Source organism: Prosthecobacter sp., assembly GCF_044378005.1.
GTDB lineage: Bacteria > Verrucomicrobiota > Verrucomicrobiia > Verrucomicrobiales > Verrucomicrobiaceae > Prosthecobacter.
In genome coordinates, this window is the sequence record NZ_JBILYB010000054.1 from 11,361 (window position 1) to 29,594 (window position 18,234).

The 18,234-nt window shown below is 59.4% G+C and carries 1 protein-coding gene (cut by a window edge); it reads right to left on the bottom strand.

Going from position 1 to position 18,234, the window contains the following annotated elements:
- Positions 1 to 81 precede the first annotated feature (81 nt).
- Positions 82 to 18,234, bottom strand: partial view of a putative Ig domain-containing protein gene (locus AC6FTP_RS12450; protein ID WP_497207245.1) — the 3' portion only. 8,751 nt of this gene lie beyond the right edge of the window; 18,153 of the gene's 26,904 nt are visible here — the last part of the coding sequence; its start codon lies beyond the right edge, outside the window — the gene reads right to left on this strand; its stop codon occupies positions 82 to 84.

Below are 18,234 nucleotides of genomic sequence, written 5' to 3' on the forward strand. Positions count from 1 at the left end.
ATAAAACAGCCAGGACGGCGACAGCGCGAAGCCCTTGGATGCCTTCATTCTTCATTGACCCGAGCGCACCAGATTCGCCTCTCACGGCTCCCTGTAATCTGGGAGAGCCGTGCTGGGAAGCAGGAAGTAAGCCTGACCAGGCTGGATGAGGAGGGCGCGGGGCTGGTCGAGCTGGGTGGCATCTCCTTCGACGATCCAGGCGGTGCCTTCAGTCTGCTGCTGATGGAAGAGGCTGCGATAGGTGGAGGCGCCTTCGGTCACATCGCCCTCCCAGAGACGGAGGCGGGCGGAGGACGCGGCATCCGCACCTGCGACGAATCCATTCGCCGAGGTGAGGCCGAGGCTGAGGGGGCTTTGGTCCACCGGCATGCCGCTGCCGATGAGCTGAGCACCGGCTTTCAGAGGCAGGCTGAAGCGATGTGTGCGGACAGCACCGGTGAATGTCAGTGTGACGGAGTCATTGCGGGCATGAACGAGCATGCCTTCACCGGGAGCGATGCTGCGGGTGCCGGTGAAGTCGCCATTCCAGCCTTCATTGCCAAGCCAGGCAGTGCGGAAGGCATTGGCCGTGGAGTCGAAGAACATGACGCGGTCTGCATTGTCAGCGTCTGTCCCGGCGGTGAAGAGATCGGTGGAGAAGATGTCGTTCACCGTCCAGTGAGCGCGGACAGAGATAATCTGTCCCACCGCTGGAGCGGCAGCGCCAGCCAGTATGATGCGTGTGCCGGAGGACTGGGGTGCGTCGATCTCGAAGCGCTCGCCCGTGCTGTGGACTTCCAAATAACAGGCTGTGTCCACCGGCAGGGAGATGCTTACGGGAAGAGTGACGGCACCGCCCTCCACTGAGGCGACTTTGCCTGTGAAGAGAGCATCCTTCAGCAGAGGCATGGCGAAGGACATGCGCTGGGTGATGGCCCGGCGCATCCATGCCTGAGGCACGCTGGAGGCGGTGGCTTCGGCGGTGCCGTCGAGATCAGCATCAAGCTGAGCTTCCAGACGGACGAGGCCGAGGCTGGCATCAGCACCGGCGAGGTCCGCGTAACGCAGGGTTTCGGTGCCGTTGTTGTTCTGCGTGATGGTGGGTGAGAGGCTGAGGCGAGTCCAAATCGTACTGCGTGCATCGGCCTTGGCACTGAGGATGTAGCGGACATCACCACGGCCGCCGGTGGGGCGAATGATGACGGCATCAACGCGGCCAGTCGCGGCATCTGTGGTGAGCTTGAAGGCAGGCTGGGAGGCTCCGCTGCTGGCATCACTGCCCATGGCGTATTCGAGGAGATTGCTGGCGGAGTCAGAGTCCGTGTCGTCGGTGGCAGCACCTGGATGATCATTCTGCCAGGAGGCGAAGGTTGTGCTCCCTGGGCTTGTCTGGGTGCTGGTGCCCGCCGTTGCGGAGAGGGTGTTGCGCTCACGCTGGGCGAGCGGGGCACCCGCAGTGGCGACCTTGAATCCAAAGTCGATGGTGAGATTGTAGTCTGCATCTTTGGCATTGTCTGAGGCACCATCGAAACCAGGCTCAGCCGCACCCACTGGCTGCGTTCCAGCATCCAGAGGGAAGGCGATGCTGCTGATGCCGACCAGTTCTGGCAGTGTGGCATCCACACCATCCTCGCTCGTGTTGTCATCGCCCGCGCCGCTGCCTGACAGCGAGATCATGCCATAGAGCGGTCCATTGCCAGAGCCCGTTTGATTGGGGAAACCAGGGAGCGGGAAGTTGGGTTTGAAGTTATCAGCTGCGACGTGGACCGTGTAGGTGTCTGCGGGCAGATTGGTGAAGAGATAGCGCCCAGCGGAGTCGGTGTGGGTGCTACGATATGGAGTGAACTGCCCAGGCACATCCGTGCCACGATAGAGGAGCATCCAGACACCGGATTTGCCTTCACCGCTGTCGTATCGACCATTGTTGTCCGCGTCGATGAACACGACGTTGCCGATACCAAGATCCTGCTGGCTTCCAGCACCAGTGAAGCCGAGGTCGATGGTGAGATCCGCATCAGCATCAAAAGAATCATCGCTGCCACCTTGGAAGCCGTTTTCCAAGCCATCGGCAGGTTCAGTGCCGTAGGCAAGATCAAAGACAATGCTGGTGACACCTGTGCTGGAGGGGTCACCTGCCGTGAGGGTGTCTTCATTCACGCTGTCGTCCGTGCCATCGTCATCTCCAAAACCGTTGACAGGCATGGCGCCGTTCAAGCTGCCATTGGCGGCGAACTGAGTTGCCGGGATGAAGATGAAGTAGCTGCCCGCACCTGGAGCACTCAGGAGGTAACTGCCGTCTGGACCCGAGTAGGTCGTTGCTGAGGGTGGGTCAGAGCCTGGGAATGCCCCCGTGGCATAGAGTTCGAGGAGGACGCCCGAGATCCCTGCATCCGCTCCAGCAGTGAAGTGCCCGTCTGCATTCAGGTCACTGAAGACGAGATTGCCGACGTAGATGGGCTTCGGCGCTAGACCGATGTCGATGGTCAGATCCGAATCATTGTCAAAGCTGTCATCATCGAAGGACAGGAAGCCCGTTTCACCATTGTTTTCATCAGGTGCAAGTCCGGGCAGCACTGTGAAGGCGGCTGTGCGGACATCGCCGCCAGCAGAGTACCCATCCTGGCCGAGATCATCATCGAAATAGACTCCGGCACTATTGGCCGTGGGTGCTGGAGGGACAAGATTTGCGGCGGGACCATTGCTTTCAAAAGCTGTGGCCGGAATGCGGATGTGATAGCTGCCAGGAGCAATGTTGAAGGAGTAGAGGCCACCACCAGCAGTCGTGGTCGTAGCGAGCGGCACCGTGTCTGAGGTGTTGTTTGACCAAAGTTGAAGCGGCACACTATCCAGGCCGAGCTCCGTATTGGGATCAAAGACCCCGTCACTATTAAGATCATGGAAGACGAGATTTCCGATCTGCACACGCGCCACAAAGCCGAGGTCACGAGTGAGGTCAGTGGAAGCGTCGGCGGCATCATCACTGCTGCCATTGAGTCCATTTTCGCCCGTGCCCGCAGGGCAGCCATTGGCAGCGAGAGTGAAGACAGCGGTGCTGATGCCATTGATGTCTGGGCGGCCTTCGTCCAGACCATCCTCGCCGAGATCATCATCAAACTGCTGAGTACCGAAAACGCTGGCATACTGATAGAGCAGAGCGCCATTCAGGAACATCTCATACGGAACGTGCAGGAAGTAGCTGCCAGGAGTGAGGTTGGCAAAGTGGTAGTGGCCATTGGCATCAGTCACAGTAGAGGCTTCGGCATTGTCGAAGATTGGAGAGTCACCGCTCTTGAAGAGCTTGATCTCCACACCGGCGACACCTTCACCAGCTTCTGCACGACCATTGTAGTTGGCGTCGATGAAGACGAGATTACCGACGCTGACGGAGCGGTAGAATCCGAAGTCAACGGTGAGGTCGGTGTTGTCATCGTTGGCGTCGTCCATGAAGGCCTCGCGCCCGCTCTCACCACCGAAGTTTTCCGGCTCGTCATCCACGGCGAGAGTAATAATGCTGGAGGTGACTCCATTGAGCACAGGATCTGCGTCACCACCGTTTTCATCCTGACCATCGTCGATGCCATTGTCGATGCCCTGGCCTGGGACGGAGGCCCAGCCTGCCAACACGGCACCAGCAGCAAACTGGGAGGCTGGGATGTGGACTTTATACTGTCCTGCATCGAGGCCTGAGAAGAGATAGATGCCGCCGTCAGCCGTGGTGGTGGCACGCATGGGCTGCGCAGTGAGCGGATCTGCGGTTCCAGCGAAGAGTTGGACAGTGACTCCATCAGCGCCTTCGCCGTCGTCATAGACACCGTTGGCGTTTGAGTCGAGGAAGACGAGGTTCCCCACACCCACGACGTTGGCTGTGGCGGATGCAAAGCCGAAGTCCATGGTGAGGTCGAAGTTGTTGTCGTCGAAGTTGTCATCGGTTTTGCTGAAACCGCGCTCATCGCCATTGTCCACAGGCGCATTGTCCACATTGAGGGCGAAGATGCGGGAGCGTATGCCGTTGATGGCAGGCGTGGTGTTATCGATGCCATCCTCACCGAGCTGATCATCGCTGGCGTCCAACTGAGAACCGGTCATTGAGACGACCTGCCCAAGCGGCTCTCCAGGCTGGAACTCCGAGGGTGGGATAAAGAGGATGTAGCTGCCGGAGGCGAGGTGATTGAAGCCGTATTTTCCACCGTCCGCAGTGATGCGTGTGAAGAGCGGTTCGCTGAGGCCAGGGGTCTGATCCGCCATGTAAATTTCAACCTTCACACCATCCACACCCTCATTGGCATCGGCGTTGCCATTGTTGTTGGAATCAATAAAGACAAGGTTGCCGACACCGACGGGAGTCTGGAATCCAAAGTCCACGGTGAGATCGACCGAGGCATCGTTGTCATTGTCGGTGGTGGAGCCGATACCGGTTTCACCAGAGAGATCAGTGGGGCAGCCGCCAGGGAAAAGGGAGATGACCAAAGAAGTGACGCCTTCATCTTCGGGAATGGTGTCATTGCGCCCGTCCTCACCAGCATCATCGTCACCAGCGAGACCTTCGTCCACGCTGACACGGAGATAGAGAGGACCGTTGTTCTTGAACATGGCCTTGGGTATGTGGACGAGGTAGCTGCCCGGACGGATGAAACTGAAAAGGTATCTGCCGCCATCAGCCGTGGTGGTGGTGGCGAGAGGAATGTCCGTCTTTGGATCCTGGGTGGAAATGAAGAGCTGAACTTCGACTCCATCAATTCCTTCGCCGCTGTCTGCGAACCCGTTGGAGTTGTTGTCCAAGTAAACGAGATTTCCGAGGGCCACGGGACGGAAGAGACCGATGTCAACGGTGAGATCGCCATTCACGTCGTCGCTGTCGTCACTGGTGGCATCGAAGCCGGTCTCTGTGGTGGCATTGGTAGGCGTACTGTCTCGCGTGAGGAGAATGCGTCCGGTGCTGATGCCATCGACATGAGGCTGGAGTGAATCGACGGAGTCCTCACCGACATCATCATCCCCCGCCTGGACACCTTCGAGACTGAAGAGACCGCGGATATTGCCGGTGATCTGGAACTGAACGGCGGGCAGATGCACGAAGTACTGGCCCTGCCAGAGGTTGGTGAAGAGGTATTTGCCACCATTTGCGGTGACGGTGCTGGCGACAGGTTGGGTGACACCAGGTGTCGCCCCCCAGTTGTAGAGCTGCACCACGACGTCATCAATGCCTTCGCCATTGTCGAAGCGGCGATTGCCGTTGGCGTCATCAAAGACGAGATTGCCCAAGGACATGATGCCGGGCTCCACGAAGCCGAAATCGATGGTCATGTCTCCATTGGCATCGGCACCGTAAGCGGTGGTGGTGATGTCGTCGAGATCTCCACCAGACTGGGATTCAACACCGATGTTGGCATCTCCAGCAGGTTCGTCTCCAGGACTCAGGACGATGAGCGGACTGGCCACTTCGGTGCGCACACCTCCGGGCTGATTACCGTTGTCATCTCCATCCGTTTGATTGTCGAGACTGACCGTGATGGGGCTGCTGAAGCCTGAATTGGCCAGAGGCTGACCGTCAACGAAGTTGGATATGGGCAGGATGAGCTGATAGGTGCCAGGAGCCTGACCTGAGAAGTAGTAGTGACCTCTTGTGTTCGTGTAGGTCCAGCCGATGCGTTGCTCAGCCCCATTGGCTGAGTTTCCATCTGAATCGCGCCAGAGCTCGACGCGAATACCTGGAATGCCGTTTTCACCAGCATCGTGGATGCCATTACCATTCACATCATTCCAGACCATGCTGCCGATGGCCATGGATTGAGCGAGGGTTGAACGGGGTTTGCCCAAGGCAAGATCACGCGGCCCCGACCAGATCTCATTATTGGGTCCTGGTGGTGTGGGAATGGGTGCCTCAAAGACATTCACCGTACCGTTCGGCGCACCGGCCGGGTCGATGCGCAAGAGCGCGCCGCTTGCATAAGTGCCCCCAATGACGGGCTTGACCCAGTTGTAGCCGATGATGAAAAGCTGGCTGCTGTGGGGATCAAACTCAATGTCACGCGTGTCCACATCACCAAGACCGGCACTGCTGAGGGTGGCGATGAGTTGCGGAGCTCCAGGAGCTGCAGGGTTGGAGATGTCGATGCGCAGGACTTCGCCGTCGGAACGGTTGATGCCATAGAGTGTGTCACCGAATACATCGATGCCGGAAACGAAAGGTGTAGGCTGACCACCGGAGACCATGCTGGCGATCTGTGAATCCGTGGCGATGACGTTCATCAGCGAGCCGGTGGTGGCATTGTATCGGCGGATGTCACGCGTGCTGACATCCTGCACGACGACGATGAGATTGCCATCCGGGCCAAAGGCGATGTCCTGGATGCCAGTGCGGGCGATGAAGGTGTAGGGTGCAGCACCCAACGGCATACCAGGTGTGGCAGTCAGAGGGCCGGCGAAGCGTAAGATGCGGCCGCCTGTTTGATCGACGACATAGAAGTTCCCGTCGGGGCCGAAAGCGAAGTTCTGAAGCTCGGGGAGAGTAACGCCTGTTTTATTCAGAATACTCGTGGTCTGAACTCCAGCGGCGGTGATGCGGGTGAGATTGCCATCACCGAAGTGAGCCACGTACCAGTTGCCATCAGGACCGAGTTCGATGTTGTAAGGCACGTCGAAGGGATTGCCGTCTCCCTGATTGTGGCTGCTGCCAAAGGGAGAGCTCAGGGTGCCGGTGAAGTTGCCGTGGGTGCTGTCGTAAGTCTGGATGCTGTCATCCTGGGTCGCTGAAACGTAGAGTGTCGGCGTGACTGGCTGCAGGCCGAAGTCGATGGTGCTTTCGTTGTAGCCACCGCCGCTGAATTCAGTGCCTGCAACGAGTTCGAGGACGGGACTGTAGATGGCACCGCCGCTGATCTGGTGACCGTTATCATCGTTCTCCAACTGATTATCCAGTAGGGCGCTGGTGGAGCTGGAGAGCGGATGTGTGGCAGGCGGCGTGGGGATGACGAGGAAGTAGCTGCCGGGGGGGAGATTGATGAAGAAATACTTGCCACCATCTGCAGTGACAATGCTCTCGATCAGAGAGTCATCCGCGCCGCCGATGCTGCCGTCAGATCCGGCAGACCAGAGATTCACGGTCACTCCGTCGATGCCAGGCTCACCTGCCTGTTTGATGCCATCGTCATTGCTGTCTTCCCAGACAAAGTTTGGCGTCGGCTGATCACCCACTTTGAGACCGCGGAAGAGGCCGAAGTCCAGGGTGAAGTCCGTGTCTTGATCAGCATCTTCATCCGTGGTCTCTCCACCCGTGGTGAGCTCGATCACCGGCCCATAGATGACGGTGCCTGAGCCATCGGGCTGCTGGGCAGCGTTGTTGTCATTGTCGATGGCATTGTCTGCATCCACGGGATTGCCACCAGGGATCGGCAGATTGTTCGGCGGCATGACGCGAACGTAGTAGAAACCGGGCAGCAGGTTGTCGAAAGCATAGGTTCCAAGCGCGCCTGTGAGCTTGTCGGCACCGATCTGCACGTCGGCATCCGGCCCGGTGCCGCCAATGGCGAAATCAGCTCCCGGATCCCAGAGCTGGACGATGACATCCTTCACGCCGGGTTCACCGATGTCACGAGTGCCGCTGAAGTCGGCGTCATCATAGACGAGATCGCCGATGGAGAGCCCCTTCACCGTCAGCGAGACGCCGAGAGTGGCCGCACACCCATAGACGTCTGTGGCGCGCACGCTGAAGGTGGCCGTGCCAAAGGAAGTGCTGGTGCCGCTGAGCAGTCCAGAGTTATCCAAAGTGATGCCCGCAGGTGGAGCACCGGCAACGAGGCTCCAGGTGTAAGGTCCTGTGCCGCCCGTAGCTGTGAAGGTCTCACCATACGGTGTATTGTAATAGGCATCCGTCAGCGTGTCTGGAGTGATGGTGATCAGCGGGCAAACCGTGATCAGGGTGTAGGAACGGGTGCCGATACAATTGAAGGCATCCATCGACCGCACGGTAAAGCTGGCGGTGGTAGCGACCGTCGGTGTGCCAGAAATCAGACCCGTGCCAGAAAGACTCAGACCAGCAGGCAAAGATCCCGAAGTGATCGAATACTGATACGGAGCAGTGCCCGTGCTGGAGGAAAGACTGGCGGAGTAGGTGGTGCCGACGATGCCGTTCGTGAGAGTGGCAGGAGTGAGCGTGATGGTCGGGCAGGTGACGGTGAGCGTATAGCTCGTGCTGCCTGAGCAGGAACCGGAGGCATCGACCGCTTCGATGGAGAAGTTGTAATTACCCGGACCAGATGTGGGGGCACCGAACAAGAGCCCCTGGGAGGTCAGCGTCATCCCTAGCGGCAAGGCACCACTCGTGCGGGTAAAGACATACGGTGCCGTGCCACCACTGGCGCTGAGCTGCTGAGAGTAGGCCACATTGTTTTGTGCGTTCGTCAGTGCCGCTGGAGTCAGTGTGATGACTGGGCAAGCCACGGTAAGACTCATGGCACGAGTAGCGGCACAGCCATTCACATCCGCCGCCCGGAAAGTGAGAGCAAAAGTGCCCAACTGTGTCGGCGTACCGCTGAGGATACCGCCCGAGGAAAGATTCAAGCCGGTGGGCAAGGTGCCGCTGGAAAGGCTCCAGGTGTATGGCGTGCCGCCATTGGCCGCAGACAAAGTGGTGGAGTAACTGGAGAGCTGCACCGCACCTGGGATAGAGGTTGTCGTGATGCTGACGGGAGGGCAGTTCACCACCAACGAGTAGGCGCGTGTGGAGGCACAATTGTAAGCATCCGCGGCACGAGCGGTGAAGCTGTAAGTTGCCGGCACCGCCGTGGGTGTGCCGGATAACACGCCTGTGTTGGAGAGTGTCATTCCGGCAGGCAGTGCTCCGGCAGAAATCGTCCAGACATAGGGTGATGTGCCACCGGAGGCACTTAGAGTCTGTGCGATATATGCTGCATTCTGGGTGGCTGCCGGCAGGGAGGCCGGAGTGAAGATGAAGGTGCCGCAATTCACCGTCAGAGTCAGTGAGCGGGAGCCGGCGCAATTATTCCCATCCATGGCGGTGACCTGAATCGGATAGCTGCCAGGAGCCCCCGTGGGAGTACCGCTGAGCACTCCACCCGCCGTCAAACTCATGCCGGCAGGCAAGGTGCCCGTGTAGCTCCAGACCAATGGAGCAGTGCCGCCTGTGGCCGTAAAGTTCGTGGTCGTGTAGGCGGTGGAGAGAGTGGCTGCCGAGAGGCTGGCGGGATTGACCGTGATGGACTGACAGGCAACCGGCAGCGTGAAAGCACGTTCGACATAGCAGGTGCGCACGTCAGTGGCACGGAGGGTAAAGCTGTAATTCCCTGGCAGGGTCGGAGTGCCGCTGAGAGATCCGCCCGTGGATAAAGTGATGCCTGGCGGCAGCGAACCTGTCTGAACTGTCCATGCATAAGGGGACACGCCGCCGCTTGCGGTCATGCTCTGACTGTAAAGACTGCCCTGAGTGGCAGCGCTGAGTGAAGCGGGAGAGATGCTCAGCACCGGGCAGGCAAGCGTAAGTGTGTAAGCCCGGGTGGTGGAGCAGCCGGAAATGTCAGTGACACGTGCGGTGATGCTGTAGTTACCCGTAGCTGCGGTGGTGGTGCCGCTGATCAGTCCACTGCTGCTCAGACTCAATCCAGATGGCAGCGTGCTGCTGACAAGACTCCAAGTGTAAGGACTGTTGCCACCGGCGGCGGTGAGAGTCTGACTGTAAGCTACGCCAAGAGTCACTGTGGGCAGTGACACCGGGCTGATGGACATGGCCGGGCAGCCGCGCAGACCGAAGTCGATCGTCGTCTCATTGTTGGTGCTCCCGGTGCTTCCAGGTTCAGTGGCGGGGCCAAGCACGAAGATCATCGAATTGATGTCACTGCCCGCACCGCCTGGCTGACTGCCATTGTTGTCATTGTTCGTCCCGCCGTCAGTGCTGACAACCACGTTGGAGACCAAGGAGAGCGCTGCTGTCGGAGTGATGCGGATATAATGCGCTCCAGTGCTGTAGCAGCGGAAGCTGTAAGCACCCACGGCATTGGTGCTGGTGGTCAGGCGTACGGTATCGGCATCCGCACCTGCACCGCCGACGATGCCATCCGCACCTGGATTCATCAGCTCCACAGTCACACCGCTGACGCCGCTCTCGGTCGTGTCTTTGAGACCGTTGTTGTTGACATCACTCCACACGAGGTCACCGACGGTAAAACCGCTCCAGAGACCGAAGTCCACGGTGGCATTCCCGCTGGTGCCGTCTCCATCGACAGCTGAAGCTGGCTCCGCACCGATGGCGAGATCGATCACAGGGCTGTAAACTTCCGTGCCAGGACCACCAGGTTGGATGCCATTATTGTCTCCATCCACGCCATTGTCTGCTATGACTGCCACGCCTCCGCTGGCCGGGAATGTGGCGGGTGGTGTAACACGGACAAAGTATTTTCCCGGAACGAGATTGGTAAAGCTGTAAGCCCCGGTGGCGGTCGTGACGAGGGAGGAGCCGACGAGCGTGTCCGCGTCCAGTCCGCTGCCACCGATGGCATCATCTGCGCCAGGCGAATAGAGCTGAACAGTAGCACCACTGACACCGAGTTCGGTGCTGTCTTTGAGCGCGTTGTTGTTGGTGTCACTCCACACAAGATTTCCAAGACTGACCCAGGGGGAGACTGAGCAAGGTTCCGTGGCGATAGTGAAGACACCCGCCGCATCGGTCTCAAAGGTGCCCTGCGTGGTGCCTCCAGGCGTGTAGCTGAAGGTCGTGAGACAACCTGCGGCATCGTAGGTCGGAGCGCTGTCGAGATCCACCGTGCGCACCACCATGCCGCTGGCTCCGGCCATGAGCAGACCTTCCCAAGTCGCCGCATTGACTCCCATGGCACTCCAGTTTGAGCCGGTATTCACGCGGTTCACATCCACCACGAACTGGAAGCGCACGCTGGCTCCGGCTTCGGTGACTTTGTTTTGCAATACATCTGCTGCATTCGCACCACCCGTCGCCGTGCTGACCATGAGATTGGCCGCTGTCTGCCAGCTTTGATGACCCAGAGCCGGATCATAGCGGTAGATGGTGAGCTTGGGATTGCCACGCATGAAGCCGTCCACGTAGATCACAGCGTGATTGGCCGTGGCAGGATCAGGGCCCGTGCTCACGAGCATCCAGAGCGCATCCACCTTGCTGGCACCGATCTGATTGAAGCTCGCATCGAGCATGATTCGCTTCGTGGCGGCATCGTAGGTGAGGTCAAAGTTGTCGATGTGGGCGATGTTGGCCGCGTAGCTGAAGTCGTATGCCTGGACGGGTGTCCACTCGGTGGCCATTTCCAGAAGGCTGCCATCGTGGTTGTCATCCCCGAAGACGAGGTGGTAACACCCTGTATCGCTCGGGCCGGCCGACTTGAAGCCGAAGTCCACGGTCATGTCACCATTGTCATCATCCGCATCATCGAGCGTGTAGCGGAAGCCGACTTCGCCGGTGGCGAAGGTTGGTTGACTGTCTTCAAAGAGAGCGATCAGTGGGCTGGAGATGCCATTGGAGACAGGGGTGGCGTTGTCAATGCCGCTGTCGCCGGTGGACTGATTGTCATCCTGCTCATCATCCGCCGGATTGGTCGGTGTCAGCGAAAGGGTGTTTGCCAGCGGCATCCCTGTGGCGAATTCAGTCGGAGGGATGCGCACGAAATAATTGCCGGGCACCACATTGCTAAAGAGATAGGAACCACGGGTTGAACTGCTGCTGTTGCTTGTGGTGGTCGTGCGCACAAAGACACCGTTCGAGTCGAGAAGATCCACGCGCACATTGCCCACGCCTTCACCAGAATCGAAACGGTTGTTGTTGTTGCCGTCTTTGAAGACCAGATTTCCAACGCTGACAAAGACAGGGCGGAGACCGAAGTCGATGGTCGTTTCTGTATTGCCGCCGAAGGGTGCGAGCAGATTTCCAGGCTCGGTGAGAGCCTGTAGGTTGACCATCATCGAGTAGATCGGCGCGCCTGCAGCCGACTGGGAAATGCCGTTGTTGTCATTGTCCACGCCATTGTCACTGCTGCTGCTCGTGCTGCTGCGGCGAGGGTGGGAGATGGGCGGCGTGAGCTTGATGTAGTGGCGGCCAATGTTCAGGCCGGAGAAGGTGTAGGCACCGGTGCTGTCGGTGACGAAGGTGCTGCCAATCTTCACGTCATCGGAGTCATTGACGGTGCTGTTGACGGAAGAGAAGAGCTCCACCTGAGCACCCGCGACACCGGTTTCGCCAGCATCGACAAAGCCATCGTTGTCCAGATCACTCCAGACCAGATTGCCGATGCTCATGTTCGCGCAGAAGCCGAAGTCCACGCTCATGTCACGATGGGTCGAACCGCTGCTGCCCGGCTCAGTGCTTAAAGCCAGGGCAATGACCGGGCTGTGCACAGCCGTGCCAATGCCGCCCGGCTGCTGACCATTGCTGTCATTGTCCACCCCGTTGTCCAGATTCACACCAGGTGAGGCCATCGGCCAGTCGGCGCTTGGTGTCGGGATCTTGACGAAGTAATTGCCTGCTGGGAGCCCGGTGAAGAGGTAGTAGCCGTTAGCATCTGTGAGAGTGGCGGCATGGAGTGCGTCATCAGAGGTGTTGGGCAAGTTGTCCGCACCGGCGCGATAGAGTTCGACTGCGAGTCCTGCCAGACCGGGTTCGCGTGCGTTCTTGAGTCCGTTGCAGTTCAGGTCACTCCAGACGAAATCGCCGAGGCTCAAGGTTGGCGGAGCGCAGGTGGCACTGCCTTCGAGAACGATGTTGTCGATGTCGATGTAGCCCGTGCTGTCACCGCCCCAGAGATAAATTTCCAGGAGGAAGGATTTGCCGGCCAGTTCAGCGCCAGCAGGCAGAGCGGTGGCTCCGCCGATGAAGCTGGTCCAGTTCAGATCCATCGTGTACCAGGTCGGTTGTGCAGAGATGACGAAGGTGTCCGTCGTTGCCGTGCGGTGATTGGCCCCATCCTTCCAGGTCAGGAAGGCTTTGCCATTCACGGGAGAGGTCGAGTTTACTCGCTGCACATCCATGAGCAGCTTGCCGATGTTGCCCGTGGTCGTTGGGTCCATGTCAAAGCGCACCCACAGGCTGTCACGCTGCTGGGTGAGGCTGGTGCGGACGGCATCGTAGCCGGTGTCATAGCCGACATCCCAGTCACGCACACGACGGCTGCGTGCTCCGCCTTTGATCGGACCGCTGTAGGCTGGCTCACTGACATCGGTGAGGCCGTTGAGATCTTCCTCGACCTGGATCTTGGCACTGTTGACGATGCAAGTGTTCTGATAACTCGGCGGTGCAGGCAGGCCTCCGCTGGAAAGGTTCATGTCATACTCCAGCAAAGGCGTCGTCACCGGCACGGCACGGAAGGCAAAATCGACACTCGTCTCCTGGTCACTGCCGCCAGCGACGTCTCCCGGTTCACGTCCGACAGCCAAGGTAACCACTGGGCTGGTGACGGTCGTGCCTTTGCCGCCGGGCTGGCTGCCATTGTTATCATCCTGGATGCCATTGTCGGAAGTGACGATGATGCCGGATGAGTAAGGCAATGCCACAGGCGGCGTGCTGATGCGGACGTAATGCATGCCGGGGGCCAGTCCGGTGAAGCTGTAAGCTCCACTGGTGTTCGTCGTGGTGGTTCCCTGGGAGACATCGTCCGCATCACCGATGGTCGTATTCGTCGTGCTGAAAATCTGGAGAGATACGCCGCTGATGCCAGGCTCACCAACATCGCGAGTGCCGTCCTGATCGAGGTCATTCCAGACTAGGTCGCCGAGGCTCAATCCGCTGATGATGATGGAACGTGAATCGCTGACCGAACAGCCGTTTGCATCCTGCGAGCGCACAGTGAATGTGGCTGAGCCAACTGTGGTCGGTGTTCCGCTGATCACGCCCGCCGCGCTCAAAGTGAGACCGGCCGGAAGCGCTCCAGAGGTGATGGTGTAGGTGTATGGTGCTGTGCCTCCTGCAGTGCCCAGCGCAGTGCTGTAAGCCACACCACGATAGCCATCGATGAGGCTAGCCGGGATCATCGTCAGCACCGGGCAAACCGTGGTGATGGAGAGCGTTCGGGTTCCAGGGCAGTTGTAAGCATCCGCAGCCTGAATCGTGACGCTTCGAGTGACCGCCTCTGTAGCCTGGCCACTGATCACCCCAGCCGGGCTCAGGGAAAGTCCTGATGGCAGCGTGCCAGTTTTGAGTGACCAGACATGCGGTGCGGTACCACCTGATGCCATCAGCGTCTGAGAGTATGCCAGCCCTGTCGTACCGTCGGGTAGCGACGCGGTGGTGATTGTGATGGGCGGACAGAGGAGATTGATCAGATAAGCTTGCGTTGCATCGCAGCCATTCGCGTCTGTAGCCCGGATTGTGAAACTATAGGCACCCGGTGCCCCATCTGGCGAACCGCTGATGACACCGCCCGTGCTGAGATTCAAGCCAGCAGGCAGGGTGCCGCTGGCGACACTCCAGGTGATGGCTCCAACTCCGCCACTGGCACTGAGAGTCTGGCTGTAGGCAGCAGCCGTGGTGGCATCAGGCAGTGATGCAGGACTGATGGCAATGGTGGGGCAACTGATGCTCAGCAAGTAACTGCGCAGGCCAGTGCAGCCATTGGCATCTGTGGCGAGCACGGTGAAATTGAAGCCACCGGTCTGATTCGTGGTGCCGCTGAGCAGGCCACCAGCAGCGAGAGTGATTCCAGTAGGAAGTGTGCCGCTTTGCAGACTGAAAGTGTAGCTGGCGGTGCCACCAGCAGCCGTGATCGTTTGTGAGTAGGCGAGAGTCGCGGTCCCGGCAGGCAGTGTGGCAGGAGAAAGAGTGATGGCAGGGCAACCCAGGCTCAGCGTGTAGGAGCGCGTGGCGAAACAGCCCTGAGCATCCAGCGCTTTGACATCAAAGCTGTAGTTACCAGGTGCAGAGGTGGGCGTGCCACTCAGTACACCACCAGCATTCAGAGTCAGTCCTGTGGGCAGGGCACCTCCATCAATACTCCAAACGTAAGGCCCGTTCCCATTGCCTGCCATGAATGACTGTGTGTAGGAGGCATACTGAGTGGCGGCTGGCAGGGTGGCAGGTGTGATGGCGATGACCGGGCAGGTCACGTTGATCGTGTAGGCACGGGTTCCTGTGCAGTTGTTCGCATCGGCAGCCTGAACGGTGAAAGCGTAGCTGCCGGGGACGGTGGATGGAGTGCCGCTGACCATGCCAGCGCTGGTCAGACTCATGCCAGTGGGCAGAGAGCCGGCAGTGATGGCGAAGGAGTAAGGAGCGTTGGCACCGCTGGCACTGAGTGTGACGGGGGTGTAGGGAGCGAACTGCGTGGCATTGCCAAAAGTGGTGGCGGAAAGAGTGACTGGCGGACAGTTCACCGTGAGACTGTAGGCACGGGTGGTGGTACAATTATTGGCGTCACGCGCCTGCACGGTGAAGTTATAGGTGCCGGGGTTGGCTCCTGGCGTGCCGGCGAGGACACCAGCAGTGCTGAAGGTCATGCCTGATGGCAGGCTGCCTGAGAAAATCGTCCAGGTGTAGGGGCCTGTGCCACCAGCAGCCGTGAGTGTCTGCGCAGAGTAGGCAGCATACTGCGTGGCGGCTGGAAGAGTGGTGGGGGAGATGCTGATGACCGGGCAACCGATGACCAATGAGTAGGTGCGCAGGCCGGGGCAGCCATTGGCATCACCAGCACGAGCTACAAACGAATAGGTGGCAGGCACGCTGGTGGGTGTGCCTCCGAGGATGCCTGTGGTGGCATTGAGCGAAAGTCCGGCAGGCAAGCCGTTGTTCCCCGTGGTGGTGGAGGTATGGCGGGTAGCGATCTCACCCGCAGAGAGCGCACGATTGTAGAGCAGGACTTCATCAATGCCGCCCTTCCATGCCGTGGCGCCGCCACCGTTGTTACCAAGGCGCAAGGCGCTGCTGCTGTGCGTGATGGCTGTGGCGTAGGCCTTCGTGGCGACTTGCACGCCATTGACATAGAGACGCATGTTCGAACCATCGTAGGTGGCAGCCACATGCGACCAAACTCCAGATGTGAGTGTAGTGGTGATGCGATTGCCAGCGCGGTCGTTTAACCAGAAGCCGAAGGTGGTAGTGGTCCCGAGATAGCCAAGCCCGTAGCCATCGGTGCCTGCGCTGCCGGTGGACTTGGTGATCGCGGTAGCATCATTGGACAACCCGGTGCTGGCGGGATTCACCCAGGCTTCGAGTGTGAGCTGAGCTGGCTTGAGGGAAGCTGCGTCTGCGGCTTCGACAAGATCGTCGTTCCCATCGAAATCGAAGGCACGCCCCACGGCACCTGTTTGATACGCAAGGCCATTGTAAGAGGCGGAGAAATTAGTCGATAGAGCATCAGCGGGACCGTTTTCGGCGATCCACCAGGAGACGGCACCCGTGGGGACCGTGGGGCTCACGCTCCAGCCGTAGGGGCTGGTGCCGCCGGTGGCGGTGAGTGTCTGCGAGTAGAGCGCATACTGTGTGCCGCCGGTAAGAGTGGTGGGCGCGAGGGTGATGATCGGGCAGAGCAGCGTGAGTGTGTAAGTGCGCGTGGATGAGCAACCCGTGGCGCTGTCCAGTGCACGAATGGTGAATGTGTGATAGCCGGGAATAGCAGAGGCATTGGGTGTGCCGCTGAGGACACCGGAAGTGGTGAGCGTCAGCCCGGCAGGCAGAGTCCCGGCGGTGAGACTCCAGGTGTAAGGACCGGTGCCGCCTGTGGCGCTGAGATTCACGCTGTAAGCGCTGTACTGCATGGCCGAAGCAAAGACGGTGGGGCTGATGTTGATGTTCGGGCAGATGCGGAAGCCGAAGTCGATGGTGTTCTCATTGTTGCCTGCGCCAGCCACACCAGGCTCGCTGCCTGCCGTGAGTGTGATGAGCGGGCTGATCACTGCGGTTCCTGTACCAGCGGACTGGGAGCCATTGCTGTCATTGTCTTCACCATTGTCAGCAGGATCGTTCACTGCTGTGATGAGTGGGAAGCTGCTGCCTGGTGTGGGGATGCGCACACGATACTGACCGGGCTGATAAGTGACGAAGGAGTAAACGCCACTGGCATTCGTGGTCGTAGTTTTCAGAATCGTGTTCGCACTGTCGAGCAGCTCGATGGTCAGACCGCTGATGCCGCTTTCGGAAGCGCTTTGGAAGACGCCATCACTGTTGGTATCGGCCCAGACCTGATTGCCGAGGGTGATGCCGCTCCAGATGCCGAAGTCCACACTGAGTTCGGAATCAGGATTGGTATCGCCATCCGTGATCGACTCTGAACCTGTGAGGAGGTTGATGACTGGACTGAAAAGAGCCGTGCCTGGACCGCCGGGCTGGCTGCCGTTGTTGTCGTCGTTGACGCCATTGTCGAGAGTGACCGGCGTGCCGCTAGTCGCAGGAAGAGCGGTGGTGGGGGTGGCTTTGACGACGTATTTGCCAGCCGTGAGACCTGTGAAGTTATAGGCACCTGAGGGCGTGGTGGTGGTGGAGGTGACGAAGACATCGTCCGCGTCTCCAGCCGTGTTGTTCGTGCTGCTGTAGAGCTGCACTTGGACGCTGCCCACGCCGAGTTCGCTGCCTTCACGATGGCCGTTGTTGTTCTGGTCGTTCCAGATTTGGTTGCCCAGTGTCAGTGTGGGGGAGGCGGACACTTCGCAGAGCGTGAGGTAGTCCATCGCGATCGGGCCGCTGTTGGAACCACCGGAGAAGACGAGGCTGGCGGTATCGATCTGCGAGGCCGTGGCACCATTGGCCACGCGGAAGCGCCAGGTGAACTGACGCCACAGCGGTGTCTGTGTGTTTGCCGTCTCCTCAGTCCAGCCATTGTAATCTGCGGCACCGAAGGCGGGGAAGGAGATGCTGCTGCCACTGAAACCGCAGCACTGCTGCTCACCGGGAGCCGTGGCGTTCATTTCCGCCTGAGGCACAGAGTAGTATTGATAGAGACCTGGTGAGGAACCACTGATGACCTGGAAGATTTGCGCGTTGGCCCCGAGATCGAGCACGATGGAAGATGCGGCGCTGCTCGCATTCGCAGCCCAGATGGAGACCTGATATTCACGACCTGCCTGAAGCACGCTGCCCCAGTTGCCGCCGCCTGCCGCGCGCAGGCTGACACAGGAGTTCGTTCCCTGGAAGAGCATGTAACGCATACCGTGGCGAGCCTTCGAGCTTTCCACCCAGCCCACTTTGGAGCCGCTGTTGCCTGCCAGGACCTGCACGCGCTGGATGGGCTCGCCGAGCCCACTCGTGCCATTGGTGCCGCCGATCCACTGATAACCATTGATGCCAGCTCCGAAACT